Genomic DNA, 26,054 nt, shown 5'->3' on the forward strand with positions numbered 1-26,054 from the left:
CAGGTGCCGCCGACACCGGCTCCGCCGAGCAGCGCACAGGCCCCCGCGCAGCAGCCCGCCGCGCCTCCGCTCGCCGCACCTCCGCCCGCGCCGAGCGCGCCCGCCGGCGCCGTTCCCGGCGCGCCTCCGCCGAGTGGTACGGGCGCGGCTACGCCCCCGCCCGCGGGATATGGCTATGGCTATCCGCAAGGGTATGGCCCGCCTCCGCCCGGATACATTCCGCCGCAAGGTGGCGAGTACGGACAGCCTCCGCCTGGATACGGGCCGCCGCCGCAAGGGTACCCCTACGGATATCCGTACTACGGCCCGTACTACGGCGAGCCGCAGCCGCCGCAGCCGCGCTACGAGCGCAAGAGCACCCCGATGATGATCGGCGGCATCCTGGCCACGACCGCGGGCATCGTCGGCGTGCTCGCCGGCTCGGCGATCGCGAGCACCGCGGCCAACCAGATCCCGATCTATTGCGACTCGGATTTCGGCCCCACGATCTGCGAGACGCGCGCCGACGAGACGCAACAAGCCGTGGGCTACGCCATCCTGATCACCGGCGTCGTGGCGCTCGGCGTGGGCGTGCCGCTGTGGGTGATCGGCAGCAAGCGTGTGCCCGTGAAGAGCGACGAGACCACGCCCTCCACGACCACGCCGGCCGCGCCGCAAACGAGCCTGCGCCTGCTCGTGGGCCCCACGTCCGCGGGGCTTCGCGTCACGTTCTGATCACGTCGCGCCCGCGACGTCACATGCAGTTGCCGCTCCCATCACACATGCCAACCGTGGAGCCCGCGGTCATGCATGTGGTGCCCTGCGGTTTGGGGGACGTCGACGGCGTGCCACTCGAGCACACAGGGCTCGTGCAATCGTTCGGGGTCGGATCGGACGGCACGTCCATGTCGTCGGGCTGATCCAGCATGCCGCCCATGCCGTCGCACACGGTGGTGCGGCAATCGCCGGGCACCTGCGTCTCCGTGACGACGTCCGTGCCCGGCAAGGGCATCTGCACGCACGCGCCCGCGGAGCACGAGCTCGGCTTGCACGTCGTGGATCCGCCACACGTGGTGCCGTCGGGCTGCGGCATGTGGGCAACGGTGCCGTCCTCGCCGCACGACTCGACGTCGCAGTCGTTGTCGTCGGGCGGGGGCACATCGAGCGGCGCAGGCGCCGGGACGATGAGGCCGTTCATGTCGCAAACGGCCTGCACGCAGTCGCCGGAATCGCCGTTCAAGACCAGCTTGCCGACGTCGATCTCGAGGCCACACGCGTTCATCATGCCCATGGCGTTGCAAACGGCCACGTGGCAGACGCCGCCCTGCGGGCATTGCGAAGCATCGCTGCAACCGACGCACAGACCACCGGAGCACGTGATCTGGCTGTTCGTGCCGCACGGCGCGCCCTCCATGATCGGATCCGGCGGGTTGCTCGGCACGCCCCCGGTGCACGTGTCGAGCGTGCAGGGGTTGCCGTCGTCCGGTTTGTCCGTGTCGTCGACGATCTCCTCGATCGTGCCTTCGGCCGTGCACTGCTTGCGTTTGCAATCGCCGGGGACGAGGCCGTCGAAGACGAGTTTGCCCGCGGGCGCCTGGGTCTCGACGCAGGCTCCAGCGACGCACGCAGCGGTCTTGCAAGGATCACTCGCGGGGCACTGCGCGTCGGTCGTGCACGCGGGCTCCGACCCGCCGCCCGACGACGACGCGGCGTTGCCCTCGCCTCCACCTCCGCACGCAGCCGCGAAGACGAAGCCAGCGAGACCGAGCCCGAGCAGGTGATCGAAGCGAAGCATGAAGCGATCGTCTCCGCGCGTGGCGATCCCTGTCAACTCGTGCCGCTCAGGGCGTCTTCTGCGCGAGGCAGGAGAGGACGTAAGGGGCACACGAGGTCTCGACGCACGCATCACACGCCGCCACGTCCATCGCGGTGTTGCCGCACGCAGGGGTGAGCGAGCAGCTCGCGTGACACACGCTCGCCTCGCCGCATCGGCACACGTCGAGCAAGGCGTAGACGTCGGCCGAGCTCGGACATACCTCGACATCGGCGGGCGGCTTCGCCACGCTCGCGCCGGCGAGGTTCGCGCACGGGATGCACGACCCGCCTGCGCCTGGGCCGCCCATGCCCCCGGCGCCGCCCATGCCCCCGGAGCCGCCCGATCCCGCAGCGCCGCCGCCCTGTCCGGCGCAGCCCTTCGCGGTCGGATTCGTGTCGCAGAGCGTGGCCCAGTCCGTCGCGTGGAAAAGATCACTGCCGCAGGCGATCGACGCGACCGCGAAGCACGACGGCAAGAGGCAGGCGAGACGGGGCCAACTCGAACGATCGCGCATCGCGAAGAGGAGCATCCGTGATCCAGGGGCGGCTCGACAAGGCCCAAGATGAGCGCTTCACGCGTCGAACGCGTCGCGCAAGCGCTCACCTTCGAGCTCGGCGAGGAACGGCGTCCGCTCGGTCGTCGCCTCGATCCACCGCGCCTCGCTCTCGCCGATCCAGCCCCGCCCCGCGAGTCGGCAAAGCCGATCCACGCGGCTCGCGTGCGCGCGGACGCGTGCCGCCGCGTACGCGGCCATCTCGCCGCGCCGGATCATGAAGCCCCAGTCGCTCGCTTCGAGCAGCACGAGCTCACGGATCGCCTGATCGAGCGCGCGTCCTGCGAGCCCGTCCGCGCCGCGCCGCGCCCGCACGAGCCCCTGCACGGTCTGCTCCGCGTGGCGCACGTGCCGCACGAGGTGCGCCGGCGACATGCCCTCCGTACGGTCGGGATCGAGCGCGCGCCCGAGCCATGCCTCACCGAAGCCCCCTTCGCCCCATGACGAGGCCGAGGGCTCGGCCACCGTGAGCGCAGGCTCGGCCGCGAGGTAAGCGCCGAGCGTCACGGGCGCGATCTCACCTGCGAGCTCGGCGTGATGCAGGGCGCGCAGCGCGTGTTCGAGGAAGATCGGACCTTCGAACCACCAGTGGCCGAAGAGCTCGGCGTCGTACGGCGCGACCACGACGGGCCGCGGTCCTCGGCCTTGCACGGCCCGCAGCGTAGCCGCCCTCTCGGCCACGAAATGCGCGGCGTCCGCGCGCGCGCGAGCCTCGGCCGCGGCGGGATCCCAGAGCTCCTTGTGCGACCTGGGGCCCGTGATGCGGTGGTACTTGAGGCCCGTCATGAGGCGCGTACCATCCGGGCCGATCTCCCCCGCGAGCGCGACCTCCGGCAGATCGAAGCCGATGTCGCGGTAGAAATCACGATAGTCCGGGTGGCCCGGATATCCGGCCTCGCGTGACCACACTTCGCGTGAGGCCTGCGGATCGCGGCCGAAAAACGCGACGCCTGCGGGAGACAGGATCGGCGCGAGCACCCCTCGCGGAGGACGCGGCAAGGCGAGCTCGAGACCGTGCGCGTCGAGCACCGTGTACCCCACGCCCGCCGCCGAGAGCTCCGGCAAGAGCGAGGGATCGTACCCACACTCGGGCAGCCACAGCCCACGCGGCCTTCGCCCCACGAGGGCCTCGAACGCGCGGAGGCCGAGTTTTACCTGCGCGCGCGCGGACGAACGCGTGAGCGCCGGCAGATACGCGTGCGTCACGCTCGTCGTCAAAAGCTCGATCGAGCCGCGATCCTCGTGTCCTGCAAGAGCGCCGAGCACGTCGCCACGGATGCGCTCCCACGTCGCACGCGTGGCCTCGATCCGCGCCCGGTAAAACGCCACGATCGGGCGCAGTGCAGCGTCGCCGCTCGTACGCCGCTCTTCCTGCGCCGCGAGCTTGTCGAGCCGGTCCATGTGCAGGACGAAGCGCTTTCGAAGCAGCGGATCGGCGAGCATCGCCGCGAGCGTCGGCGACACCGACACCGTGATCCGCGCCGCGATCCCGTCCGCTTCGAGCCGCGCGAGCATGTCGAGCAGCGGCAGGTACGACTCCCAGAGTGCCTCGTGCAGCCATCGCTCTTCGAGCGGGCGTGCGTGCTCCGGGTGCCGCACCCAGGGCAGGTGCGCGTGCAGGACGATCGCGACGTATCCGAGCATCGGCCGCAGGATAAGCGAGCGCCCTCAGGCGCGAAGGAGCTCTTGTCCGAGATCAAGACCGACACGCGTCGCATCCGCCGCCACGCTCGGCCACGCGACGTGCCGCTCGCCCATCCGCGGACGACTCCCATCCGCCTCGGCGATCATGGCCCGGATCCAGAGCCCCTCGTCCGTGCGCACCGCGTGCGCCGCCACGGGCGTACGGCAGTCGGCCCCGAGCGCGACCATCACGCCACGCTCGGCTGCGACGCGCACGCTCGTCTCGGGATCATCGAGCGGCGCGAGCGCGCTCCGGGTCTCCGCGTCGGCCTCGCGGCACTCGATCCCGAGCGCGCCTTGCCCGATCGCGGGAAGCATCACGGCCGGATCGAGAACCTCGGTCGCGCGTCGTTCCAGACCGAGACGCCGCAGCCCCGCGAGCGCGAGCACGATCGCATCCACGTGCCCCTCGTCGAGCTTGCGCAGCCGCGTGTCCACGTTCCCGCGCAGCGGCACGATCACGAGGTCCGGCCGCGCGAGCCCGATCGCCGCAGCACGCCTGAGGCTCGACGTGCCCACACGCGAACCCCGAGGCAAATCCGCGAGCGTCGCGCCCGTCCGCGTGATGAAGACGTCGCGCGGATCCTCGCGCCGAGGGACACACGAGATCACGAGCCCGTCGGGGATCACGGCGGGCACGTCCTTGTACGAGTGCACCGCGAAGTGCGCGCGCCCATCGAGCAGCGCCTCTTCGAGCTCCTTCACGAAGAGCCCCTTGCCGCCGACCTCCTGAAGCGGTCGATCGGTGATCTTGTCGCCCGACGTGACGATCTCGAGCTCGCCGACCGTCAGGCCGGGTGAGACCTCGACGAGGGCGCGCGCGAAGGCGCGGGACTGGGCGAGAGCGAGGGCGGAGCGCCGGGTGGCGAGTATCAGGCGAGTCATCCGAGATCCTTTGCGCCCGCGACCTCGCGCGGGGAGGGTACTGCGAGCGGCGCCGCGGAAGGCGCCCCTGCGGGCGAAGCCTGCGCGGGCGCGCGCGCCTTGCCGTTCGTGCCCGCGGGCTTCAGCGTGATCGCTCCGTCGATCGCGCTGCCATCGCCGCCCTCCAGGGCAATCGCCGAAAGAGGGACCGCCGATAGGTCGAAGAGGTCGTGCAAGGCCTCGACGTACCCCTCGGCGCGCGCGTCGCCCGCGAGCTCCTTGAGGCGCGTCACCGGCGCGTGGAGCAGCTTGTTCGTCGCGGCGTCGACCATGACGAGCAGCGCCTCTTTCTCCGCGGCTCCGAGATGCTTGAGACGCCCTGCAAAACTCCGCTCGAGCTCGGCGAGCAGCACCGCGCGCGTCCGGTTGAAGAGCCCCACGATCGTCGGCGTGAGCTCTCGTTCAAGCGTCCAGTGCTCGAGCGCGCGCGCCTCCTCCTCGACGATCGCCTCGGCGCGCGCCGCCTCCGCGGCCCGGCCTTCGAGCGACTGCGCAACGATCTGCGAGAGGTCGTCGACGTCGTAGAGGTAGACGCCGTCGAGGTCGTTCACGGCGGGCTCCACGTCGCGCGGGACGGCGATGTCGATCAAGAACAGGCTCTTGCCGCGCCGCACCTTCCGCACGCGCTTGACGAGATCCACGGTGATCACGGGCGTCGGGCTCGACGTCGAGGCGATCGCGATGTCGACCTCGCCGAGCGTCCGCTCGAGATCCGCCATCCCGCGCGGCTCGCCGGACACGTCGTACGCGAGCACCTTCGCTCGCGCCGGGCTCCTGTTGAGCACGATGATCTTCGCGCCCGCCTTCGCGAGCAGCTTCGCCGCGGCCTCGGCCATCTCGCCCGCGCCCACGAGCGCGGCCTTGCGTCCCGCGAGATCCCCGAAGATCTCCTGCGCGAGATCCACGGCCACGCTCGACACCGACACCTGGCCTTCGCCGATCGCCGTCTCGCTCCGCGCGCGTTTGCCCACGCGAACCGCTCGCAGCATCGCCTTGCCGAGCGTTTGTCCGAGCGCCTTGTTCTCCCGCGCGAACTCGATCGCGTCCTTCAGTTGCCCGAGGATCTGCGGCTCGCCCACGACGAGCGAGTCGAGCGACGAGGCCACGCGGAAGAGGTGCCGCACCGCGTCGCCGCCCTCCTTGCGCCCGAGGTGCATCGCGACCGCGTCGCCGCCGATCGCCGCGAGCGCGGAGATCGTCGCGCGGCTCGCCGCTTCGAGCGAACCTCCGCGTGACGGCGCGGCGTACACCTCGACGCGGTTGCACGTGGAGAGCACCACGGCCTCGCCGATCGCCCGATCCGCGAGGAGCTTCTCGTAGAGCGCGGGGAGCGCGTCACGCTGCACCGCGAGCCGCTCGCGCACCGCGATCGGCGCTGTCTTGTGGGAGAGACCAACGACGACGATCACGCTCGCCCTAGCCTCCGATCCTCGGCGAGCCGAGCTCGACCACGGGCCGCACGAGGTAGACCACGAGCACCGCGGCCACGCAGCAGAACCCCGCGATCGTCCCGTACGCCGCCCGCCGCCCGCGCCACCCTGCTGCGGCGCGCAGGATCAGCACGGCCGCGATCACGAGCCACGTCGCGTACCCCAGCACGGCCCGGAGGATCTCCTCCACGGTGCCGTTCTCCAGGCTCTTCGCCCAGATCGTCCCCGTGAGCACGCCGAGCGTGAGCAGCGGAAAGCCCGCGACGAGGAAGCGGTGCACGGCTTGATCGAGGACCTCGAGCGGAGGAAGGTTGCCGATCCGCAGGCGATCCGTGCGCTTCTTCTTCAGGCGCTTCTCCTGGACGAGGTAGAGCATCGCCGCGCCGCCCGCGAGCAGGAACAGCGCCGTCCCCGCGAGGTTCGCGAGCACGTGCAGCGCGAGGAACGCGGGGCTTATCGTGTGCGCGGGCCCCGGCTGACCGAGGAAAAACGTGCCGAGCACGAACACGAGCCCGAGCGGCGCGAGCAAGACTCCGATCGCGTCGATCCGGACGCGGCGCCGCGCCGGCAGGTACACGGCGATCGCCAGGATGGAGGCCACGGAGAGCGAGAAATGCACCGAATTGACGGGGCACACGCGCGCGACGAGGCTCGCGAACGTCACGTACGCGAGGTGAAACGCCGCGGCCACGCCGAGGCTCATCGCGGCCCACGACGAGCGCCGGGGCGGCGGCACGGAGCCGATCGACGCGGTGATTCGCGTCTCCTTGCGGGCGATGTCGAGGAAAAAGAGGGCGCTCGCTACTCCGTAGAGCAGAACGGCCACGAAGAATGTCCCCGTGGAGAGAGCGCGCGTCATGGCGGGAGAAGGTAGCGCGTCTTCGGTGCGGCGGCAGGCGGATGCGCGCCCTTGCCTATCGAATGCTCAAAGCTTCGTGGCGAGGAAGGCCGCGAGCAGATCCTCGTCGGTCGTCAGGTTCCGGGTCTGCGACGGGGGCCCGCCGCGCTGGTGGTCCGCGAAGGTCCCGACCGGCGCGCCCACGAATCCCGGCACGACGTCGTAGGCGTTGTCTCCGAGGATCATCGAGGTCTCCAGGATCTCCGCGCCGAGCTCGGCGAGGAAGGCCTTCGACTTCACCTTGCCGAGCAGCTCGTGGCTGTCGGGCGAGCCGCTGACCTCGCTCAGGATGCGGATGGCCTCGATGATGCGGTATTTTCGCCCCTCGCTCTTGATCGTCAGCTCGTCGTTCTTGAGGTCGACCCTGTCCTCACCCAGCCACTCGTCGAGCGCGACCTGCGGGAAAAATACGCGATTCTTCATGGACGGCGCGCAGTCTACATGGTTCGGCCCTGCCGCAAAGTCAAAGCCGTTCCGAACGCTCCGGGTTCAGGTCGAGGCCGCGGGCGGAGGCTGGTTCGAATCGCCGGCGAGCAAGCTCGCGCGGAGGCGCCGGGGCAGGTGCCACAACGACTCCAGGATCCCCATCGTCACGTAGCAGCCGAGCAGCCACACCAGGACGAACGCCGGCTGCATCTTCAGGGACACGGCCACGGACGAACCCACCATGAACGCGACGAGCAGGGCCGTCCGCGCGTTCAGCTTCACGTCCTTGAACGAGCGGAACCGGATCGTCGACACCATCAGCATCGACAAACCGATCGTCACGCCGAGCATCAGCACGGTGTACTCGGCGCGCCCGAGGATCCCGCCGGCCGTGTGACTCGCCACGACGAGCGAGACGAGGATGCCCGCGGCGCCCGGGATGGGCAGACCCACGATGTACTTCGAGGGCTTCGAGGGTTTGCCGTCGTCGCCGGTCGAGAGCACGTTGAACCGCGCGAGCCGGATCGCCCCGCACGCCGTGAACAGGAACGACGCCACGAGCCCGAGCGTGCCGAGCCGGTGGAGCGTCCACTGGTAGAGCAGGAGCGACGGCGCCACGCCGAACGACACCACGTCGGCGAGCGAGTCGATCTGGAGCCCGAACGCGCTCTGCGTCTTCGTCGCGCGCGCGACGCGGCCGTCGAGCGTGTCGAAGAACATCGCGAAGACGATGAGCAACGCGGCGCGGTAGAAGTCCGCCTCGCCTTGCGCCGTCGCCGAAGTCCGGATGCTGTCGAAGCCGCAGAAGATGCTCGTCAGCGTGATCATGTTCGGCAGCAAGAAGAGCGTCTTCTTGAGCTCGAATTTCCGCAGCCGGATGCCCTTCCCCATCGTCCCTCTCCTCCAGCGCATGAGGACGACGAGCGTAACGACGCAGCGCGCGATAACGCAAGCAAAGCCCAAGGATCGGACGCAGATCGTCCGCTCCTCGGAAGCGCGTTACGCACCGCGCGGTCGCTCGAGGATGGAAGTGGATACGACGCTTCGCACCCGGACGACACGAACGTCGATCGCTTGACGGAGAGCGTGGCCGCAGGATCGTCCGCGGGAGAACCGATCCGTTTGAACAGCAACGAATCGCGGACTCACGACGAGCGCTTTTTCTTCCGCGCCTTCGTGGGCGCGCTCTTCCGCTTGGCGGCCTTCTTCGGCGGAGGCGCCGCGGCCGCGGGCTCCTTCGTGGACTCGAGCGGCGCCATGTCCTTGAGGATGTCCTTCAAGAGCTTGCGGATCGTCCCGCGCCGGAGGTAACGCGTGAGGTCCACGAGCTTCTGGCGATCGCCCTGCTCGGGGAACGTGAGGAGATCGAGCACGTCGACCTCCAGCCGCTCCGCGAGGACCCTCAGCGTGTGGATCGTGGGCCTCGCGAGCCCTCGCTCCAGGTTCGACAGGTGTCCCTTCGAGCCGAGTTCGCTCTCGAAGGCGAGCTTCTCCATCGTGAGGCCCTGCTCCTCGCGAAGCTGCCTGATGCGGATACCAACTTGGAGAGCAAACGGATCGGGCTCGCGTCGTCGCGGCATGTGGGCACGGTACCCAAAGTCGTGCACGGACTGGTTTTCCTAGACAAACTTCGTGCGAGGCCCCGAAAGCCGCCCCGCACGTCCCCATCCGCCCTCGGTTTCCCGCCGTTTTCGGCGGCCGGCGCGCGCCCGGAGAGCCACCTCGCGCATCCATTGGGAAAGCGCGTACGAGCCGGAGGACCGTGAGCCTTCCGGCCAGGCAGGGATCGGGCACCAGGCGAAGTCGGTGGTTCGGGCGGACCGGTTCGGGCTCTTCCTGGGGAGAGCTCGGGGCCGGTTCGCGGCGCGAGGAGGGGGACGGATGCTTTCGGTCGATGTGGCGCACGGGGTGGATGCAGGGATGTTCGTCCGGGACTATCACCCGTCCGCGCGGGGCACTCCGCTCGTGTACTTGCACGGGCTCGCTGGACACGGGCTCGTGTTCGAGTCGGTCGCGCTGCACGCGCGGCTCTCCGCGCACCGGCACGTCGTGCCCGATCTGCCCGGGCACGGTCGGAGCGTCCCGGCCCCGCGGCCGGCGCCGCTCATGGCGTTCGCCGATCACTTCGCCCGGTGGCTCGCGGGTCGCTTCGGCGAGCGCGTCGTGCTCGTCGGACACGGACTCGGCGGGACGCTCGGCACGCTCGTCGCCGAGCGGCATCCGGGCCTCGTCCGCGCCGTCGTGGACATCGACGGCCCGAAGACCGTCGACGACTGCGCGAGCCTCCGCCCCGCCGCGGAGCTGACCCTCACCGACCTCGGCGGACCCGGGATCAGCGCGCTGCGCGACGCGGTGAGGCTCGCCTCGCGGGCCACGACGACGGCCGAGGAGCCGGGTCGCGTCCCCTGTGACGCGCGCCTGCTCCACGCGTGGGGACGCGAGCTCGTGGCGCTCGCCGAGGACGGATCGCTCGCGTGGCGGCTCGCCCGTTTGTCCGTGCCCGCGCTCTTCGTCACGGGCAGCCGCGGCGCCGTTTCCCAGCGATCGCTCGAGCGCCTCGCCGAGGCGCGCGTCGTCGTCGCGGAGATGCCCGACGCGGGCCCGTCGCCCTTCGTCGAACGCCCGCACGAGTTCGCCGCGATCCTCGGCGACTTCCTGCGCTTCAAATCCTGACGCGAAAACCTCGGCGACGGATCACGCCCGGACGAGCACGACCTCGCGCCCGGCCGGCGTCTTCTCCTTCACGGAGCCGAGCCGCTGCGACACGGGCGAGACGCCCTTGCGCCGGTCGAACACGACGAGCCAGCCGTTCTCGATCCCGAGCCGCTCGAGCGCCTCGTCGACCTGCGCGAGCCCTTCGGGGATCGGATCCGGGTCGCGGTCTCGACGCACCTTCACCACGAGCGCGACCGCGGCTCCGCCCTGACGGATGCACACGTCCATGCGGCCGCGGCCGATCGCGTAGACCCGCTCGATGAGGCCGCCGCTCTTCACGACGCGGTTCAAGAACGCCGTCAGCACGAGCGGCGAGAGCTCACCGTAGGGCGCGCTGGAGAAGAGCGCGTCGCCGTGACGCCGCCAGAACTCCAGGAACGCTTCGAGCAGCCGGTCCGCGTCGAGCCGCCCGTCGGGCCCGACCCACGCCGGCTGCCCGACCGGGAACACCGATCGCACCGCGCCCGGCAAAAGGCGCGCGACGAGCGCGTGGAAGATCGGGTTCGCCAGGGCGACCGTTCCATCGGGCGAACGCTTCACGAGCCCGAGATCGACGCCGCTTCGCATGTCCTCGGCCGGCGGCTCGCGCGGCGCCTCGGCGAGGATCTGCTCGAGCGCCGCCCGGAGTTTTCCGTCGCGCATGCGATCGCCGATCTCGTCGAGCAGGCCGCCGCGCCGGTCGAGCAGGAGATCCTTCGCCCGCTCGATGTCCACCGCCGTCAGCGGGCCCTTGCGGCCGTCGGAGCCCTCGATGATCCGCTGCGCGAGCGCGTTCACGAGGAACGGATGTCCCTGGGTGAGCTCGTGGACGCGATCGACCGCGCCGGGCAAGAGCTCGAGCCCCGTCCGCTCCTCGAGCCCTTGAAGCAACGTCTCCACCTCGCTCCGCGTAAAACCCTGGAGTGGGAGGACTTCGGCATCGAGACCGGTCGAGCTCGCGGGCCCGCGGGTGCTCGACGGCGCCTGACCGGCGTCGAGCTCGCGGGGCTCGCGGACCGAGGCGAAGCCGATCGACCAGGGGAAGGCGCGCGGGCGGCGCGGCTTGCCGGCGCGGATCTGCCGGACGAGCGAGGCGCGCACCTCCCGGGCCAGGGAGTCGAGGCCGTCGAGGAGGATGACGAGCGGCCGCGGCGCTTCCTGCGAGAACGCCGAGAGCGCGGCGCCGATTCGGTTTCCCTGGGGCGCGTCGGGCCAGCGCGGGACCGAGACGTCGGCGGGCAGGTAGGCGGCGAGGTCGTAGCGCCACGAGTCGAGCATCGCGAGCTCGGCCGCGTCGATGCTCGTCAGCGCGGCGCCGGGCTCGAGCGAGAGCACCGCGGCGACGTACTTGCCTTCACGGTTCAGCACGGAGGCGATGTCGAGCAGCGCGGTCGTCTTGCCGGTCTGCCTGGGGGCGTGGAGGATGAAGTAACTGCCCTGCTCGATGATTTCCCGGACGCCGGGGACACGGGATAGCGCGGGGACCGTGTGGTGGCGCGCCGGATCGTTCGGGCCAGCCGTGTTGAAGCGGCGGGACATCACCGGAGGATCCCAGGGTGGGGATGGGGCGTCAAGCGAACCCCAAGACGGGCATGGCTCGCGCTTGAAGGGTTCGCGTGTCGCCCGGCACCGTGATACGCCTGAACATCGAGCCCGGCCCGAGGCCCAGGTGCTCCCGGCATGGCGCTCCGGTGACCACACGCGCCTCTCGTGTTCGACGTTTCCTCCCTGTGCTGGACCTCTCGTGACGAGGTCGGCGAACGACTCCTCTCCGCCCTCGAACTCCCGGGCTGCGTGGGCCTTCGTGCCGCGCGCCTCCTCGCGCTCCTCGCGCCGCCGTCGCTCGCGGCTGCGCTGACGCGGATCGCGGCGGATCCCGCGCGCTCCTTCTGGCATCGCGGCTACGCGCTACGCGCCCTCGCGCGGGCCTCGATCGGTTTACCCGACGAGACGTTCGCGCGCCTGCTCGATGAAGTCCTCGTGGACAACCCCGCGGCGCCGCTCGCCGAGCTCTTCCCTTTCGCTCGGAGCGGCGCGCGCCTCGCGGCTCTGCTCGCGCGCTTCGATCGGGCGACCCCTGCGGCGCGCCGCGCGTGGCTCGCGACCATGGGCCGTCTCGCGGACCATCGCTGCGAGGAGATCGAAGCATGGCTCGTCGCGCGCTGGATCGAGGACGTCGCCCGGACGTCCCCCGACGACGAGGACGCCTCGCTCGCGGTCTACCTGGCCGAGGACCACCCGGACGTGCTCGACGTGCTCGCGGCCTACTTTCGCGATCGCCCCCAGGACCCCGAGCTTTTCGAGGACATTCGCCTCTTCCCGGATCTCGCCCATCGTCTCGACGACGAAACACGCGCCGCGGCGGCCGCCGCCCTCGTCCTGCCACGCCGGGACCTTTTGCGACGTTCGAGCATCGCGGAGCTCCGCCGCGCCGCGCGAAAGGCCGTCCTCGACCATAACTTCGCGCGCTTCTGCCCCATCGACAAACCGCGGACCTCTTACGGCTATCGTGGCGCCCTCGCTTTCCTGGAAGAGGACGAAAACGGCCCCGCGATGGCAGCCAACCTGCTCGCCCGCGCGCGCCTCCACGAGGCCCTACGCGCCGATCTCGGCCTCGTCCTCCATCGACGCAGGCGGCGCGTCGCCGTCCAGTATCTCGAACGGCGCGGCGCCGATCCGGAAAACCTCGAGCTCGCCCGCGCGCTCCTCCGCGAGATCGCCAAAAACCCCGACACGCGCGACAGAGCCGCGCTCCTCGCCGCGCTCCATTTTCCGGACCCCGAGGCCCGCTTCCTCGCCCTCGACGTGCTCGACGCCGTCGCCGAAAACGGCCCCACCTTCCGCGCCGCGCTCGAATCCCTCGCCGAGGATCCCGACCCATTCGTTCGTCTCCGCGTGACCGGCGCCCTCGCGTGTCGTGGCCACGCCTCGCATATGCAAACCCTCGTCGAGGCCGCTCGCGCCTCCGCCAACGCCACCCTCCGCGCCTTGGCGATCCGGCTCCTCGGCATGCTCGACGAGGCCCGGGACCATTTCGCTCTTTTCGAGCGCGCGCTCCTCGAGGATCACGCCGCCGAGGAACCCGACGGCCCCACGCCGACCGTCGAGCAAGCAGCCTTCGCCCTCGGCTCCGTCTTCGGCCCCGAGGCCACGACCGCCCTGCTCCGCGGCCTCCTGCTCGCCCCGAGCAACGCCTCGCTCGACGTCGTCGAAGCCGCGCTCTCCGTCATCCTCGACGAAATGGAAGGCGCGCCCCTCACGACCTCGGCGCGCCGCCAGGAGATCACCCTCCGCGACGGCGGACGATGCACCTCCTGGTCGCCTCTTCGCTCACCGGGATGGTGGTGGTGACGGCGGCGGCGCCGCATCCCGCTTGCGGCACGGCCCCATTTCCTTGAGCACGTCGAGCGGCAGCGCCACGTCCAGCGTGAATCGCCCGTCCCGCGGCTTGACCGTCGCGTAATCGAGCAGCTCCCGCAGCCGCTCGTCGCCCTCGTCCTCGGCGCCGGCGCGGGCCAGGCTCAAGGCCGCGCCCATCGATTTCGCCAGATCCCTCACGTCCTCCGCGTTCGAACCATTCACGTCCGCCACGATGGCCACGTCCTCCGACGTGTCCACGTGCAGATCCACGCGGTCGATCGAGGCCCGGAGCATCGCCGCGATCTCGCCTTGCCCCTCGGGCAACATGTCCGCGAGCTCCTCGGGCGAGATCACCCCGAAAATGTCGCCGTACACCGACCATTCCGGGATCGTCTGCTCCCGCGGCGGGCTCTTCGATTCGAGCCGCTCGATCGCCGCCTCGATCTCCTTCAGGTCTGCCCCCGCGAGGACGATCTCGTCCCCCCACGTCGCGAACACCCCGCCGCCCTCCGGCTCCTGCCAGATCGAGCCCTTCTCGCCGAACGAGCGCTTCGGCCAGCCGCTCCTGTCGAACTTCGCCGTGCCCTCCGCGACCGACAGGACCGCCACCTTGCTCGACGACATCGCGATCCGATCGATGTCCTTGAAGAGATCGATCCCGAACTGCTCCTTGAACTTGTCCGCGCCGCGTCCGCCGCGCTGATTCTCAGCCTGCCTCTCCAGCATGCAATCGAGCCAGATCTGCCCGATCGGCGACTCCTTCAGCGCCGCGACCTCGAACACCACCGCGCTCTTGCCCTTCTCCATCGGCAGCGCCACGAGCAGCGGATCTCGCTTTCGCAGGACGCCCTCCTCCTCCCCGGGCCGCGGCGCCGCGGGCGGCAACGTCCTCCGTTTCCGGTTGCGCTCCTCTTCCCAGGGCTTCGGGAACCGCGGGAACTCGGCTTTGAGCACCCGCTCGGGCTTCTTGGGTTTGTCCCCCCGCGACATCAAGAACGCCGAGAGCGCCAGGAGCGCGGCGAACGCGACGAGCCAGGCCACCCGTCTCATCAGAAATCCTTCCGTTCGAAGAGGTGAATGCCGAGCGAGAGCGCCGCGAGGCCGAAGACCACGAGCCCGAGGAGCAAGCTCGTCAGCGCGGCGGAATCGACCGGCTGGGCGCCCGCGATCTCCCCGGCCGAACGCGCGAGCGACGAGACCCGCGGCAAGAACAGGGTGATTCCCCGGAAGATCGTGCGCGAAATCCCCGGATCGAAAAACTCCGAGATCCGCTCCCGCTCCCCGGCCACGATCCCGAGCAGGACCAATGCGCCCCCCGACGCCGCCGAGAGCGCCGCGCTGCGAGCCGCGATCGCGACCGTCAACATCGCGCCATAAATGGCGGAAAACGTCACGCTGGCGAGCAGCGCCGAGACGATGAGCCGCCCCGAATACACGCCCGTCTTCACCCCGAAGATCAAGACGAGCCCGCCCGCTCCATAAAGCGCCCCGAGCAGCGCGAGCGCGAGCACGCCGAGGAACGTTCCCACGATGAGCTCGAATCGCCGCACGGGTAACGAAAGCAGGTGCTCGATCCGCCCCGGCGCGAGCAGGCTCGGGCCGAAATCGGCGCACGCAACCACGCCGAAGAGCAGGCCCCCGTAAAAGATCAGATACGACGAAGCCACGAACACCGGCCGCAGGGCCAGGTCGGCCGCGCGGATCTGCGTGTTCACCGATTTACCGAAGAACCGCGTCGCCGCGAGCGCCCCGTCGACGACGTCCATCCGCAAGGAAAGTCCTATCACCACGAGCCCCAGGGTGATCCCCAGGCCGAGCGCGAGGAACCAGCGCCGCGACGCCGCCTCGCGCAGGAGGTCTCTGGCCACGACAAACGATTTCACGCGTGTCCCCGCTCCCCTCCCTGGCCGAGCGCCTCCGCCAGCACGTCCTCGAGATCCCGCACGTCGTGCGTGAGCCCCACGAGCCGCGCCCCGGTGCGCCGCGCTCGATCGAGCAGATCGTTCAATGCCGTAGGATCCGGCGCATCCACCACGAACACCCCGTCGCCCTCCCCCGGCCGAAAGCCGAGCGCCTCGAGCGCCGCTGCGTCGAGCGGCGGGGCAAACCGCACGCGATACCGCGTCTCGCTCCCGCAGAGCGCCTCGATCGGCCCTTCCCGGAGGAGCCGCCCGCCCGAGAGAATGCCGATCCGATCGCAGACGCGCTCCGTCTCCGAAAGCAGGTGCGAATTCAGGAACAGCGTCGCGCCCCGCGCCCGCTCCTCCGCGAGGATCCGCCGGATCTCGGCCCGGCCGAGCGGATCGACGCCGTCCGTCGGCTCGTCGAGCACGAGCAACATCGGCCCGCCGAGCAGCGCCGCCGCGAGCCCGAGCCGCTGCCGCATTCCCTTGGAAAAACCCCCGATCCGCCGCCCCTCCTCCCCGGAGAGCCCCACCCGCCCGATCTGCCGCCGCACCTCGTCGTCGGCTTCGGAGATCCCTTTCAATCGCGCCACGCTCGCCAGGAATTGCACGGGCGTGAACGCGTGCGGCAAAAAGAGACGCTCGGGCAGATAGCCGATCTTCGCGCGCGCCGACGGATCCTCCGGGTCCTTGCCGAGGACCCGCACGACGCCCGCGCTCGGCCGCACGACGCCGAGCAGCGCCTTGATGAACGTGGTTTTTCCCGCGCCATTGAGCCCGATCAGACCAAACGCCGCGCCCTCGGAGATCGCGAGATCGAGCCCCGCGAGCGCCTCCTTCCCCGCGCCCCGTGAAAAACCCCCGCCGTACGTTTTACGGAGCCCCCGGGCCTCGATGGCCAGCATGGCCGAGACCCTATCACCGATGCCGGCGCCGCGCGACGAGCGCGAGGACCCCGAAGAGCCCCACGAGCCCGAGCGGCCCCTCCCCCGTCGATCCGGGGAACGTGCACGAACACCCACGCGGGCCAGGCTTCACGGGCAGGATCCGCGGCTCTTCGTGGGGCGTTCGCCGATCGCCCACGACCTCGACGGCTGCGCCCATCGGCGACGGATCCCCGAACACGCCGAAGCTCGCCCAGAAATACGGGTGTGACGTGGGCTCGTCGGCGAGCATGGCGAGCTCGACATCCCGGAGCGCGGCGCTCCGGCCGCCGCCCTTCGTGACGCGCTGGTAATAGGCCACCATGAGCCGCTGCGTCTCCTCGTCCGCGACCTTCCACAAGCTCGCGACGAGCGACTCGGCGCCGGCCACGAAGAGCGCGCGCCGAAGGCCGTACACGCCCTCGCCGCGCTGCACGTCGCCGAGGCCCGTCTCGCACGCGGAGAGCACGACGAGCTTGGTGCCCCAAAGATCGAGCGAGCTCGCTTCGAGCGCCGTGAGGATCCCGTCCTCGCCGCCGCCGCCCTTCTTCGCGTTCGCCCCCGCGAGCGCGAGCCCCGAGCGCAGCAGCGGATCATCCGGCAGCCAGTCCGGCGACGGTTCGAGCTCGAGCCCACGCTCACCTTGTGCCGCCGCGCGCGCCGCCGCGCCCTTCGCGGGCAGGAAAAACCCGTGCGTCGCCACGTGCACGATCCGCGGCGCGTGCGCCTTCTTCAGCGTCGACTCCGTCGCCTCGAGGTCCACGTGCATCGCGGCGCCCGGCAGGATCGGGGCGAGCGCGCGCGCCTCGACCGCCGTCGCCGGCAGCGGCTCGAAATAGGCCTTGTCGAGGCCCCGCGTCTTCGCGTCGGGTTTGCCGTCCAGCAGCGCGAGCGCGCTCTCCCCCTGCTCGCGCTGCCCGAACGCGGGATTCGCCACGACGAGCGCGCCCTGCCCCGGCGGCGCCGTGCGCGACAGCCGCAAGAGATCCCGCCCGCTCGTCAGGTACGAGATCTCGTACCGCTTGACCAGGTACTGCCCCTCCTCGTCGACGAGCGCCGCGAACGGCACGAGCGAGAGCGCGCCGTCGGCCGCGATCATGAGCTTCGTTTTTCCGCCGAGCAGCGGCCGGATCTTGCGCATCACGAGCTCGTCGAGCGCCCGCGCCGGCGGCTTCGGATCCTGGTCGAGCGACGCCGAGAGCGTCTCGCGCAGCGCCTTCGTCGCCGCCTCGATCGGCCCGCTCTCGCCGAGATCGACGAAGCTCACCTTGCCCGACGCATCGAGCACGTACGCCGCGAAGCGCGGCGGCCCGTCGCGGCTCGGCATGTCCACGTCGGCCGAGCGCCGTGGCACGTACAGCGAGATCTCCACGAGCGCCGTCTCCGCCGGCACCTGCGCTTGCACGCGCTCGATCGTGACGGGCGTCTCCTCCGCGCGGAACACGTCGCTCCGCCCGCCCATCTTCTCCTCGATCGCCCGCGCCTTCTCCTCGCGCCGCGCGAGCTCCGCCTTGAACTCCTCGAGCGGCTGGCCCGCGGGCCCTCGCATCGCGAGCCGCGCGACCTCGCCCCGCGCCGCCGCGAGCTCGTCCGCGAGCTTCGCCTCCTCGGCCCCGAGCTTGCGCCGCAGGGCCGCGAGCGAGCTCGCCATCACGTCGAGCACGCGCCCTTTGCGCTGCAAGATCGTGGTCAGCGCGAGCTTCCTCGCGTCCGCGTCCGCGGGCATCGTCCGCGCGTGCAGGCTCGTGAGGAAATCGGTCCCGGTGCGCATCGTCGCCACGAACGCGCGCTTTTGCGCCTCGGATCCCCCCGCGATCACGAGCGCCGCTTGCCGCTCGCGGATCTCCGCCGCCCGCGTCGCCGCGCGAAGCGCCAGATCGAGCTTGCCCGTCTCCACGTACAGCGCGGCGAGCCCTTCGAGCCCGGCCGCCACCTTCTCGTGCTCGCCTCCGAACGTCGTCTCGAAGATCCCGACCGCCCGCTTGTAAAACCCCTCGGCCTCACCCGCGTTGTCCGACGTTCGGGGCTTCGGGTCGCCTTTGGCGCCCTGCGCCCCGAGCCCCCCCTGCCGCCGCGCGAGATCCGCGAGATCGAGCAGCGACGACGCGACGAACGGATGCTCCTTGCCGAACGTCTTTTCGCGCGCCGCGAGCGCCTCCTCGTGGAGCTTCTTCGCGCCCGCCGCGTCTCCGCGCATCTCGCGGATACGCCCGAAGATCGCCCGTGACTCGGCGCGATCCGGGTGCATCGCCGGAAGCAGCTCGTCGCGGATCGCGAGCGCCCGCGCCGCGTGGACCTCGGCTTTGTCGAGCTTCTGCGCGCGCCGGTAGAGATCGGCGAGGTTCGCCGACACCTCGGCCACGGACTTGTCCTTCGGCCCGTTCGTCTTCTCGTAATGGGCGAGCGTGCGCGAAAGCAGCTGCTCGGCGCGAGAAAAATCCCCCTTTTGCGTCGCGATCTGCCCGAAGATCCACTGCAAGGCGACGCGCAGCTCCGGCGCGTCCTTCCCCTTTTGGGCATTCGCCTCGACGATCGCCTGCGCGCGGAGGAGCCTCGACTCGGCCCGGTCGTACGCCCCCGTCTCCACGTCGAGCGCCGCGCGCAGCGCGAGCTGGCTCGCGTAATAGAGGCTGTCTTCACCCTCTCGTTCCCGGGCGATGGCGACGAGCTCGTCGAGCACCACCTCGGCGCCCGCATAGTCCTGCAGGGCGACACGCGTCGCCGCGAGCTCGCCCATCTCCGTCGTGGCGTTGAACCGAAACCCGCTCACGTCCGCGACGCGCTCGACCGCCTGCGCGCGGATCGGCTCGGCCCGCGTGTAACGGCCGGTGTCGTGGTACAACCGGCCGAGGTTCACGAGCAGATACGGGTACGGTTTTCGATCCCGCGAGACATCCTCGCAGATCTTGATCGCGCGGCGCAGCATGGCCTCGGCCTCGTCGTACCGCCCGAGCGCCTTGAAGGACTCCGCGATCGCCGCGAACGGCCCGATCGTGTCCTCGCCCTCGACGCCGCGCCTCGACTTCACGCTGATCGCGATCTCGCGTTCGAGCAGCTTGATGGCGCGCGCGTGCTCGCCCCCGGCTTGCAGCGCCCTCGCGAGCTCGTGGATGCGATAGCGAAGATCCGCCTCGTTGTCTGGCTTCTTCTCGACGACCGCGAGCAGCTTCTCGCGGTAGGGCACGGCGCGGGCGTACTGCTTCTTCCCCTCGTGAATGTCCGCCACCTGACGCAGGCTCATCTTCGTCCAGACGCTCTCGGGATCGATCTTCTCCCGGATCGCGAGGGCCTTCAGCGCCGGCGCGAGCGCCGGATCGTATTGCTTCTTTTCGAGCAGCCGCTGCGCCTCGACGGCGAGCTCTTGCGACTCCTTCAGCGCCGCCTGCTCCGCGCTCGTGAGCGCGGCTTTCGGGGCGGCCTTCGGCGGCGCGCCGAGGGCCGGCGCCGCGGCGAGCGTCACCCCCGCGAGGAGGAACACCGAGGAGATCCGACGGAACGTGCGGTAAGCTCGCGCCATGACGCGCTTCTACCCCTCCCTTGTCCTCGCATCCATACCGTTCGTTTTTGCCCTGGCCTGCGCCTCGAATCCCGCCGGGTCGGGCGGCAACGCCGGCGCCGGAGGCACCGGCGGCGCGGGGGGCACCGGCGGCGAAGAGCCGGGCGAGCTCGTCGTCGGCGGTGATCGCCCCGTCACCGTCCACGTCCCCCCCGGCCTCGACCCTGCCAAACCCTCCCCGCTCGTGATCCTGCTCCACGGCTACAGCGCCTCCGGCGCCGTCCAGGAGCTCTTGTTCCAGTTGAAGCCCCAGGCCGACAAACACGGTTTTTTGTATGCGCACCCGGATGGCACGTTCGACGCGGAGTCGAAGCGCTTCTGGAATGCGACGGACGCCTGCTGCGATTTCGGGGGCGTGGGCGTCGACGACGTCGCCTACCTCTCGGGCCTCGTCACCGAGATCGGACAGCATTACAAGGTCGACCCGAAGCGCGTGTATTTCCTGGGCCACTCGAACGGCGGCTACATGTCGCACCGGATGGCCTGCGACCGCTCGGATCTCGTCGCCGGCATCGCGAGCCTCGCGGGCGCGACGTGGAGCGATCCGGCGAAATGCCCGGCGGAGAAACCCGTCGCGATGCTGCAGATCCACGGAACGGCGGACGACACCGTGCTCTACGACGGCGACTCCATCCTGGGCGTGAGTTATCCGGGCGCCGTGGCGACGACCGAATCATGGGCGCAGAAGAACGGCTGCGCGCTCACGCCGTCCGCAGGCGAAGCGCTCGACCTCGAGGCGACGATCGAAGGCGCGGAGACCAGCGTCTCGAAATACACGACGGGCTGCAAGGCGGGCGGCGCGGCCGAGCTCTGGACGATCGCCGGCGGGACGCACGTGCCGGGGCTCGGGCCGAACTTCGCCCCGAAGGTCGTGGAGTGGCTGCTCGCGCATCCGAAGCCTTGAGAGGGGATGCCGTTTCAGCGGGTCTGTTCACCGAGCCGCCGGAGGTGCGGTCGCCCTCCGGCTTCTTCCACGACGACCCAGGGATTTTTCGGGTCGTAGGCCGTGACGCCCCAGATGGGGAGCGGCGGGGCTTGGTCGATCGAGGTGAGGCCGTCGCGCAGGAGGGAGCGGCCGACGTCGGTGATCTCGTAGCGCGAGGTCCATAGGCCGTTCGGGGTGCGGTAGGGCTCGGTAATCAGCGCCCCGGGACCGTCGAATTTCGCCCATGCGGCGATGCGATCGAACAGGATGACGTCTCCGGTGAGGTCGAACCATTGGCGAAACGCATCGCCCTTCGCCCCTTCTCGCATGAAGATTGCTGCGGGAGTTCTGGGCGTGTCGTCGACGAGATCGAGCATGAGTGTATCCAGGGTCGAAAGGGAAAGCCCTCGCTCGCTGAACCGGGGGAAAAAGCCCGCTTGGTAGGCGCCCAGCTCGAGGAGCTCCTTGCGTGATGGTGTCTTCCCGAGGTTTTTCCGGAAAGGATCGGCGAAGGCGCCGTGAGCTTCTTCCAAAAGCGCGCCTTTTCGCGGACCTCGCGGAGCGAAAGAGAACGCATCGTCTCCCACGCGAGAGGCGCCATCGCCGGCTTCAAGCTCACATAACCAATACCAAAGCTGATGGGCGGATCCCGCTCCTTGTGTTCTCCCACGACGACGAGCGATAGGTCGGGCTGCGTGGGCCGGCGCTGGAGCCGATAAGAGCAGAGCGCCCAGAGCGCAACTCGATCGTCCCACGAGGGAGACATCCAGATAACAACAGGCTCGTCGGCGGCGAGCGCCTTGAGGGCTCGGCGATATGGCGGTAAGCCGAGAACGACGGCCCTATCCGGACGTCGCCATCCTTCCACGCGTACCCGAAGGCGACGGACGTCTGGTTGTAGACCCCGACCCCGAGCCTACCCGTCCCGGGCAGGACGCTGCACAGGTCGTCCACGCCAAACGAGCATGCTGCTCTCGATACGGCCATCCCCCCAAGCCACGCGCTCCCCCTCCCCCGTCACGGTGCGCGAGCCGTGACGCAGTCGGGTAGGCTACGGTAGGCATCACCACACCGTCAACCTCTTCCCCGGTGTTTTCCGGGCATTCACCGTGCCCACATGCCGCAAGTGGCCCCGCGACGCCTCGACGACCCATCTCGAACGTTCGAACCACATTCGCCACGAAGCTCCGCCCCCGCCTCCACCCGCGATGCAGCACCGGGATCGTTCCGCAGGCCCCGTCGCGGGCCGAAACCCGAACGTCGACGCGTCGCTCCCTCGCTCCTTTCGCATGAACCGCTCCGGCTCGCGTTGGCACGCAGGTTCGAGCGCCGATCGCCGCACGGCGAAAAGCGCGCACCACGCACCTCCGGCGCCACGAGCGACGATGCAACCGCTCACGCCCCCGTTCCCCGCGCCCCCGTCCCCCCCGTCGACGTTGCGACCCCACTTCGGGCGCCCGAACCGCCCCCGCGACGCGTTGCAACGCCACTTCAGCCCCCTCGAACGCCCCCGCAAGCCGTCTCCGGCGCGTTCGAGCCCCTTCCCGTGAGAGGCGGCAGTGTCCCCGGACGCATCACGTCGTTGACGGCCGGCGCGGGAGCCCTCTACCATCCGCCGCCATGGTTGGAGTCAAGACCCTCCCTGAAACAGCGACCACCGCGACTGCCGCGGTCCATTTCCGCTTCATGGCGGCCCGTATCCGGCGCAATCCCCTCACGCAGGCGCTCGTCCCCGACGTGGATGCATTCGAGCCGCGCATCGAGGCCACCATCGCCGAGGAGCGCAACCTCCTCGAAGCCGAGGCCTCCGCCACCGCAGTGGTCCAGTTCGCGGATTACGATCTCGATGATTCGGTCGATTTCGTCTCGGCCAACGTGGACAAGCGTTCGCTTCTCGCGCAACGCCTCTTCAAGGACCTACGCCCCAGCGAATTGAAGCGACCCACGCTCGGCGGGCAGCTCGACATCATGCAAACCTGGCCCGAAGCGCTGGCGGAAGCCGATAAAGCCGTGCTGAGAGACCACGCGCCCGTGGTGGCCACACGTGCAAAGGCAGGCGAGGAAGCGGCGAAGGAAAAGAAGACCGCGACGCAAAACCTGGTCAACTTCCGGACCATCGGCACGCGCGTGAAGCTGAACCAGGACCACAACAAATTGCGGAAGTCGCTCTACGGCAAGCTGGGCGAGATTCAGCACGCGCACAAGCTCGGCGCCGGCTGGGCGGAGTCGTTCTTCCTCCAGGACTCGGCCGAGGAGCTGACCCTGAGCCAGCTCGACAAGAAGATCGGGGCGGCCTTGGCGGAGCTCGACGCGCTGAAGATGCAGCGCGAGGCGCTCGCCGCACAGGAAGCGAAGATCGCAGCCCAGCGGGCGCAGGCCGCCCAGCAAGAGAAGAAGGCGAAGCTCGAAGCGCTCCAGAAGCTCAAGGCCGACCTCGCGGCGCAAGAGGCGGCGCTGCTGTCCGAGCTTTCCGAGTGAGGATTCGTAGGGTCGCGATACGCCCGCCATCGCTGCCGCGACGTTCGCGGTACTGGTCATGCTTCGGCGTGTTGCTCGCTCTTGCCTCGTGTGCGCCAGGGTTTCGCACGTTCGTGCCCCAAGGCCCGGAAGTCCGCTGCGATGGCACACTTGGTTCGGGCGGCGTGCGCATCGTCTACTGGACGGGCGCGTGCCATGGCAATTGTCCCCAGTACCGAGCCACGTTATGTGGCGACGGCACCGCCGTTCATGACGGCATGATCTTCGTGAAGGCGCCCGGTCGACACGTACGTGTGCTCGACCCGGATCGGCTCGCGAAGCTCTGGAGAGCGCTCGATCGGGTCGCCGATGGGCCAAGCCCGCTCGACGATGCCATCGGAGAGGTGCGGCCGCACCTCCGCTGCGAGAAGAAGGGCGTCACGCGCTGGCTCGCGAGCACGACACCCGAAGGCACGAGCACGTACGATCTCTTCGAAAAAGCGCTCGGTCTCGAGGAGTGGGTGGGCTCGGATGCCGAGAGAAACCAGCTATGGTTGGAATCGCGCTGAAACGGTACGCGGGCGCGCCCGAAGCCGTGAATCTCACTTCTTCTTCTTGTAGGGCTTCGGCTGCGTCGGGGTCACCGTATCGGTGAGCGTCTTCATGTACGCCACGAGCGCCGCCTCTTCCGCCGCGGTGAGGCCCAGGTTCCCGAGCAGGCCCAGCAAGCCGGCCTGATTCGGCGTATCGAACTCCGCGGCCGGCCAGCAACCCCTCTCCATCGCCTCGTCCGCCGTCGTCCCCGGCGGGCAGTTCACATCGTCCCGGAGCAGGAGCGACGTGTTGTAGAAGTGGACCACCTGCTCGAGGCTCTTGAAATAGCCATTGTGCATGTAGGCCTTGGTGAACCCGTTGCCGCGGCGCTTGTCGACGTTGCGCAGCGTCGTGGTCTTGAAATGTCCGGCGAGGGGCGTCGCCGCCGGGTTCTCCGGGTCGAACGAGGCGCTCTGATCCGCGTGCTCGAGGATCCCGGCGTCGCCATTGTCCGGATCGAAGTTCTCGATGTCGAAGTTCGCCGGCACTCCGATGTTGTGATAAGCGAAGTCGGTGTAGACCTGGTTCGGCTCGTCGCCCCTGGAGCCCAGGACGGGCCCGAAGGCCGTCGAATTGTGGCTGTTGTGGCACCGCCCGCAGTTCGCATTCTTCAGGCCGGGGTTCAGCCCCGAGTCATTGCGCCCGTAAAACAGGTCGTGTCCCAGATTCTCCTCCGGCGTCAGGTTGGAGAACGGGAGCGCGAGGACCTGGTTGCCCTGGGAATCCAGTACCTTGTTTCCCTGATCGCGCCGAGAGCTGAACGAGTTGACCTCGGAGGAATGCTGCCAGGCCGAGAGCGCGAGGGCGATGCGCTTGAAGCTGATGGCCGGATCGGCGCAGTCGATCGGCTCGCCCCAGGCCAGCGCGAAGAGCTCCGCGTATTTCGCCGACTCGACGTGCAGGCAGACAGCTTCGGCGCCGGGCAAACCGTGATCGTCGCCGTCGGGGACGTTCTGTTCGGCGTCATTCGGAAAAGGCCCGAGCGCCTGATCCGCGAGCGGTCCGATGTAGAGGCCGTACGCCGCCGCGCGGGCCGCATTCCCTTTGAAGATTTCCGTGCCGACATGCGTGGTGGCCCCCGCGCCCGTGAAGGTCGGAAGCGCCACGAAAGGCGTTGCCGTGCCCTCGGCGCGTCCGTCCCAGAAGGTGCCTCCGGTGCAAAGACGCGTGATGCCGAGAGCGCACGCGGCGGCGGGGGGAATCAGGGTGACGGTGACGGTCTTGGGCGTTTCGCCGAACGCCGGGCTGAAGCTCGCGTACGCGTTGCTCGGGGGCTTGCGCCGCCCAGCCGCTTTGGGATTGGCGCCGGGGACGACGACGCCGTTCTTGTTGACGCCGGCGACGGCGCCCGTCCAGCCATTCGCGGCATCGTGACAGGTATGACACCCCTGGCGCTTCGGACTGGAGATGTTGTCGAAGAAAACACGCTTGCCAAGCTCCTCGAGGGCGGCGACGTCCTGGGCAAGGGCCGTCCCGCTCGACAACAGCACCGCTGCGGACGCGAAAAGCGTCACGCGTTTCGTCACCACGTTAAGGACAATCACGATGCATTTTCTCCTTGGATTCGAGGGTCGGTCTCCGTCGACTCGTCTCGCTCTCCGCGCGATCACTCCTTTGCTTCGATCTGGAAAATGGCGTGGGGGGCCTGCCCACGACGCACCCCCTTCACTCTATCGTCAATGGCCCCTGCGCGCAGAAGAAGCACGGCGCGGCCCGCAGAGCAAGGCCGGTGCCACGAGCGCGATCACGCGCGTTCTTGCTGCAATGCTGTCCGCACGGGCGGAGCTGAATCGAGGGGCCGATCAGGCATTACGCAAAATCGAATCCACGAATCGAACGAGCGTGTGGGATTCGTTTGTTTAGATGGATCAATTCGCGGATGAACTACCACGAACCGCGCCGAGGGCCGCGCCGCGCACGGGCACCTGGTGC

Annotated in this window: 22 protein-coding genes; 6 read left to right on the forward strand and 16 right to left on the reverse strand. The window is 69.5% G+C overall.

The window, feature by feature from the left end:
- A partial coding sequence (locus tag QHF83_RS10735) for a hypothetical protein (protein WP_282417685.1) occupies positions 1-714 on the forward strand: 714 nt, incomplete at its 5' end.
- 19 nt (positions 715-733) lie between these two features.
- Here QHF83_RS10735 and QHF83_RS10740 read toward each other — a convergent pair.
- The 9 genes from QHF83_RS10740 to QHF83_RS10780 form a co-directional block, all read right to left on the reverse strand.
- Positions 734-1,774 carry a hypothetical protein gene (locus QHF83_RS10740; RefSeq protein ID WP_282417686.1) on the reverse strand — a complete coding sequence of 347 codons (1,041 nt, stop codon included), beginning with the start codon at positions 1,772-1,774 and terminating at the stop codon, positions 734-736.
- 46 nt (positions 1,775-1,820) lie between these two features.
- Positions 1,821-2,309, reverse strand: a complete 489-nt coding sequence (locus QHF83_RS10745; RefSeq protein WP_282417687.1) for a hypothetical protein — start codon at positions 2,307-2,309, stop codon at positions 1,821-1,823.
- 57 nt (positions 2,310-2,366) lie between these two features.
- Positions 2,367-3,992: a 1,4-alpha-glucan branching protein domain-containing protein gene (locus tag QHF83_RS10750; RefSeq protein WP_282417688.1), complete on the reverse strand. Its 1,626-nt coding sequence runs from the start codon at positions 3,990-3,992 to the stop codon at positions 2,367-2,369.
- Positions 3,993-4,016: 24 nt separating this feature from the next.
- Entirely contained in the window at positions 4,017-4,916 is a 900-nt protein-coding gene (hemC, locus tag QHF83_RS10755) for a hydroxymethylbilane synthase (RefSeq protein ID WP_282417689.1), read from the reverse strand.
- Complete coding sequence (gene hemA, locus QHF83_RS10760; protein ID WP_282417690.1) at positions 4,913-6,364, reverse strand: glutamyl-tRNA reductase; 1,452 nt, start codon at positions 6,362-6,364, stop codon at positions 4,913-4,915. Before hemA ends, hemC begins: the two co-directional genes overlap by 4 nt.
- A gap of 7 nt (positions 6,365-6,371) precedes the next feature.
- Positions 6,372-7,244 carry a cytochrome c biogenesis protein CcsA gene (ccsA, locus tag QHF83_RS10765; RefSeq protein WP_282417691.1) on the reverse strand — a complete coding sequence of 291 codons (873 nt, stop codon included), beginning with the start codon at positions 7,242-7,244 and terminating at the stop codon, positions 6,372-6,374.
- A gap of 66 nt (positions 7,245-7,310) precedes the next feature.
- Positions 7,311-7,706: a hypothetical protein gene (locus QHF83_RS10770; protein ID WP_282417692.1), complete on the reverse strand. Its 396-nt coding sequence runs from the start codon at positions 7,704-7,706 to the stop codon at positions 7,311-7,313.
- Between the two features lie 66 nt (positions 7,707-7,772).
- A complete protein-coding gene (gene pssA, locus QHF83_RS10775; protein ID WP_282417693.1) occupies positions 7,773-8,600 on the reverse strand; it encodes a CDP-diacylglycerol--serine O-phosphatidyltransferase in 828 nt (275 codons plus the stop codon).
- 254 nt (positions 8,601-8,854) lie between these two features.
- Positions 8,855-9,289 (reverse strand): helix-turn-helix transcriptional regulator, encoded by a 435-nt coding sequence (locus QHF83_RS10780; RefSeq protein WP_282417694.1) that lies wholly within the window; start codon positions 9,287-9,289, stop codon positions 8,855-8,857.
- A 301-nt stretch (positions 9,290-9,590) separates the two neighbouring features.
- Between QHF83_RS10780 and QHF83_RS10785 the strand changes: the two genes are divergently transcribed.
- Positions 9,591-10,382 (forward strand): alpha/beta hydrolase, encoded by a 792-nt coding sequence (locus QHF83_RS10785; protein ID WP_282417695.1) that lies wholly within the window; start codon positions 9,591-9,593, stop codon positions 10,380-10,382.
- Positions 10,383-10,403: 21 nt separating this feature from the next.
- Here QHF83_RS10785 and QHF83_RS10790 read toward each other — a convergent pair whose 3' ends face one another.
- Positions 10,404-11,942: an ATP-binding protein gene (locus QHF83_RS10790; RefSeq protein ID WP_282417696.1), complete on the reverse strand. Its 1,539-nt coding sequence runs from the start codon at positions 11,940-11,942 to the stop codon at positions 10,404-10,406.
- 171 nt (positions 11,943-12,113) lie between these two features.
- Between QHF83_RS10790 and QHF83_RS10795 the strand changes: the two genes are divergently transcribed.
- Positions 12,114-13,754, forward strand: coding sequence for a HEAT repeat domain-containing protein (locus QHF83_RS10795; protein ID WP_282417697.1), 1,641 nt, complete (start codon positions 12,114-12,116; stop codon positions 13,752-13,754).
- Here QHF83_RS10795 and QHF83_RS10800 read toward each other — a convergent pair.
- From QHF83_RS10800 to QHF83_RS10815, 4 genes are read right to left on the reverse strand one after another with little or no spacing between them, the layout of a single operon-like run.
- Positions 13,734-14,813, reverse strand: coding sequence for a hypothetical protein (locus tag QHF83_RS10800; RefSeq protein ID WP_282417698.1), 1,080 nt, complete (start codon positions 14,811-14,813; stop codon positions 13,734-13,736). The genes QHF83_RS10795 and QHF83_RS10800 overlap by 21 nt on opposite strands.
- Positions 14,813-15,646 (reverse strand): hypothetical protein, encoded by an 834-nt coding sequence (locus QHF83_RS10805; protein ID WP_282417699.1) that lies wholly within the window; start codon positions 15,644-15,646, stop codon positions 14,813-14,815. Before QHF83_RS10805 ends, QHF83_RS10800 begins: the two co-directional genes overlap by 1 nt.
- Positions 15,643-16,572: an ABC transporter ATP-binding protein gene (locus QHF83_RS10810; protein WP_282417700.1), complete on the reverse strand. Its 930-nt coding sequence runs from the start codon at positions 16,570-16,572 to the stop codon at positions 15,643-15,645. Before QHF83_RS10810 ends, QHF83_RS10805 begins: the two co-directional genes overlap by 4 nt.
- Before the next feature lie 13 nt (positions 16,573-16,585).
- A complete protein-coding gene (locus QHF83_RS10815; protein ID WP_282417701.1) occupies positions 16,586-20,107 on the reverse strand; it encodes a CHAT domain-containing tetratricopeptide repeat protein in 3,522 nt (1,173 codons plus the stop codon).
- On the opposite strand from QHF83_RS10815, the gene QHF83_RS10820 reads away from it, so the two are divergent.
- Entirely contained in the window at positions 20,106-21,050 is a 945-nt protein-coding gene (locus QHF83_RS10820; RefSeq protein WP_282417702.1) for an alpha/beta fold hydrolase, read from the forward strand. The two genes, QHF83_RS10815 and QHF83_RS10820, sit on opposite strands and share 2 nt — an antisense overlap.
- A gap of 14 nt (positions 21,051-21,064) precedes the next feature.
- Here the strand turns inward: QHF83_RS10820 and QHF83_RS10825 are convergent, their stop codons facing one another.
- Positions 21,065-21,448, reverse strand: coding sequence for a hypothetical protein (locus QHF83_RS10825; protein ID WP_282417703.1), 384 nt, complete (start codon positions 21,446-21,448; stop codon positions 21,065-21,067).
- 1,309 nt (positions 21,449-22,757) lie between these two features.
- On the opposite strand from QHF83_RS10825, the gene QHF83_RS10830 reads away from it, so the two are divergent.
- Both QHF83_RS10830 and QHF83_RS10835 read left to right on the forward strand, forming a co-directional pair.
- Positions 22,758-23,549, forward strand: a complete 792-nt coding sequence (locus QHF83_RS10830; RefSeq protein WP_282417704.1) for a hypothetical protein — start codon at positions 22,758-22,760, stop codon at positions 23,547-23,549.
- 164 nt (positions 23,550-23,713) lie between these two features.
- Positions 23,714-24,097: a DUF6438 domain-containing protein gene (locus tag QHF83_RS10835; protein ID WP_282417705.1), complete on the forward strand. Its 384-nt coding sequence runs from the start codon at positions 23,714-23,716 to the stop codon at positions 24,095-24,097.
- A 33-nt stretch (positions 24,098-24,130) separates the two neighbouring features.
- On the opposite strand, the gene QHF83_RS10840 is transcribed toward QHF83_RS10835, so the two are convergent.
- The gene (locus tag QHF83_RS10840; RefSeq protein WP_282417706.1) at positions 24,131-25,666 is read right to left on the reverse strand and encodes a cytochrome c peroxidase; all 1,536 of its coding nucleotides are present in this window, start codon (positions 25,664-25,666) and stop codon (positions 24,131-24,133) included.
- Positions 25,667-26,054 lie beyond the last annotated feature (388 nt).

It is taken from the genome of Polyangium sp. 15x6, from assembly GCF_029960785.1.
Classification (GTDB): domain Bacteria; phylum Myxococcota_A; class Polyangia; order Polyangiales; family Polyangiaceae; genus Polyangium.

Excerpts from the sequence above, each read along its gene's own strand:
- QHF83_RS10740 (WP_282417686.1), bottom strand. The coding sequence starts at position 1,774 with ATGCTTCGCTTCGATCACCTGCTCGGGCTCGGTCTCGCTGGCTTCGTC.
- QHF83_RS10745 (WP_282417687.1), bottom strand. The coding sequence starts at position 2,309 with ATGCGCGATCGTTCGAGTTGGCCCCGTCTCGCCTGCCTCTTGCCGTCG.
- QHF83_RS10750 (WP_282417688.1), bottom strand. The coding sequence starts at position 3,992 with ATGCTCGGATACGTCGCGATCGTCCTGCACGCGCACCTGCCCTGGGTG.
- hemC (WP_282417689.1), bottom strand. The coding sequence starts at position 4,916 with ATGACTCGCCTGATACTCGCCACCCGGCGCTCCGCCCTCGCTCTCGCC.
- ccsA (WP_282417691.1), bottom strand. The coding sequence starts at position 7,244 with ATGACGCGCGCTCTCTCCACGGGGACATTCTTCGTGGCCGTTCTGCTC.
- QHF83_RS10770 (WP_282417692.1), bottom strand. The coding sequence starts at position 7,706 with ATGAAGAATCGCGTATTTTTCCCGCAGGTCGCGCTCGACGAGTGGCTG.
- pssA (WP_282417693.1), bottom strand. The coding sequence starts at position 8,600 with ATGGGGAAGGGCATCCGGCTGCGGAAATTCGAGCTCAAGAAGACGCTC.
- QHF83_RS10780 (WP_282417694.1), bottom strand. The coding sequence starts at position 9,289 with ATGCCGCGACGACGCGAGCCCGATCCGTTTGCTCTCCAAGTTGGTATC.
- QHF83_RS10785 (WP_282417695.1), top strand. The coding sequence starts at position 9,591 with ATGCTTTCGGTCGATGTGGCGCACGGGGTGGATGCAGGGATGTTCGTC.
- QHF83_RS10790 (WP_282417696.1), bottom strand. The coding sequence starts at position 11,942 with ATGTCCCGCCGCTTCAACACGGCTGGCCCGAACGATCCGGCGCGCCAC.
- QHF83_RS10800 (WP_282417698.1), bottom strand. The coding sequence starts at position 14,813 with ATGAGACGGGTGGCCTGGCTCGTCGCGTTCGCCGCGCTCCTGGCGCTC.
- QHF83_RS10810 (WP_282417700.1), bottom strand. The coding sequence starts at position 16,572 with ATGCTGGCCATCGAGGCCCGGGGGCTCCGTAAAACGTACGGCGGGGGT.
- QHF83_RS10820 (WP_282417702.1), top strand. The coding sequence starts at position 20,106 with ATGACGCGCTTCTACCCCTCCCTTGTCCTCGCATCCATACCGTTCGTT.
- QHF83_RS10815 (WP_282417701.1), bottom strand. The coding sequence starts at position 20,107 with ATGGCGCGAGCTTACCGCACGTTCCGTCGGATCTCCTCGGTGTTCCTC.
- QHF83_RS10825 (WP_282417703.1), bottom strand. The coding sequence starts at position 21,448 with ATGCTCGATCTCGTCGACGACACGCCCAGAACTCCCGCAGCAATCTTC.
- QHF83_RS10830 (WP_282417704.1), top strand. The coding sequence starts at position 22,758 with ATGGCGGCCCGTATCCGGCGCAATCCCCTCACGCAGGCGCTCGTCCCC.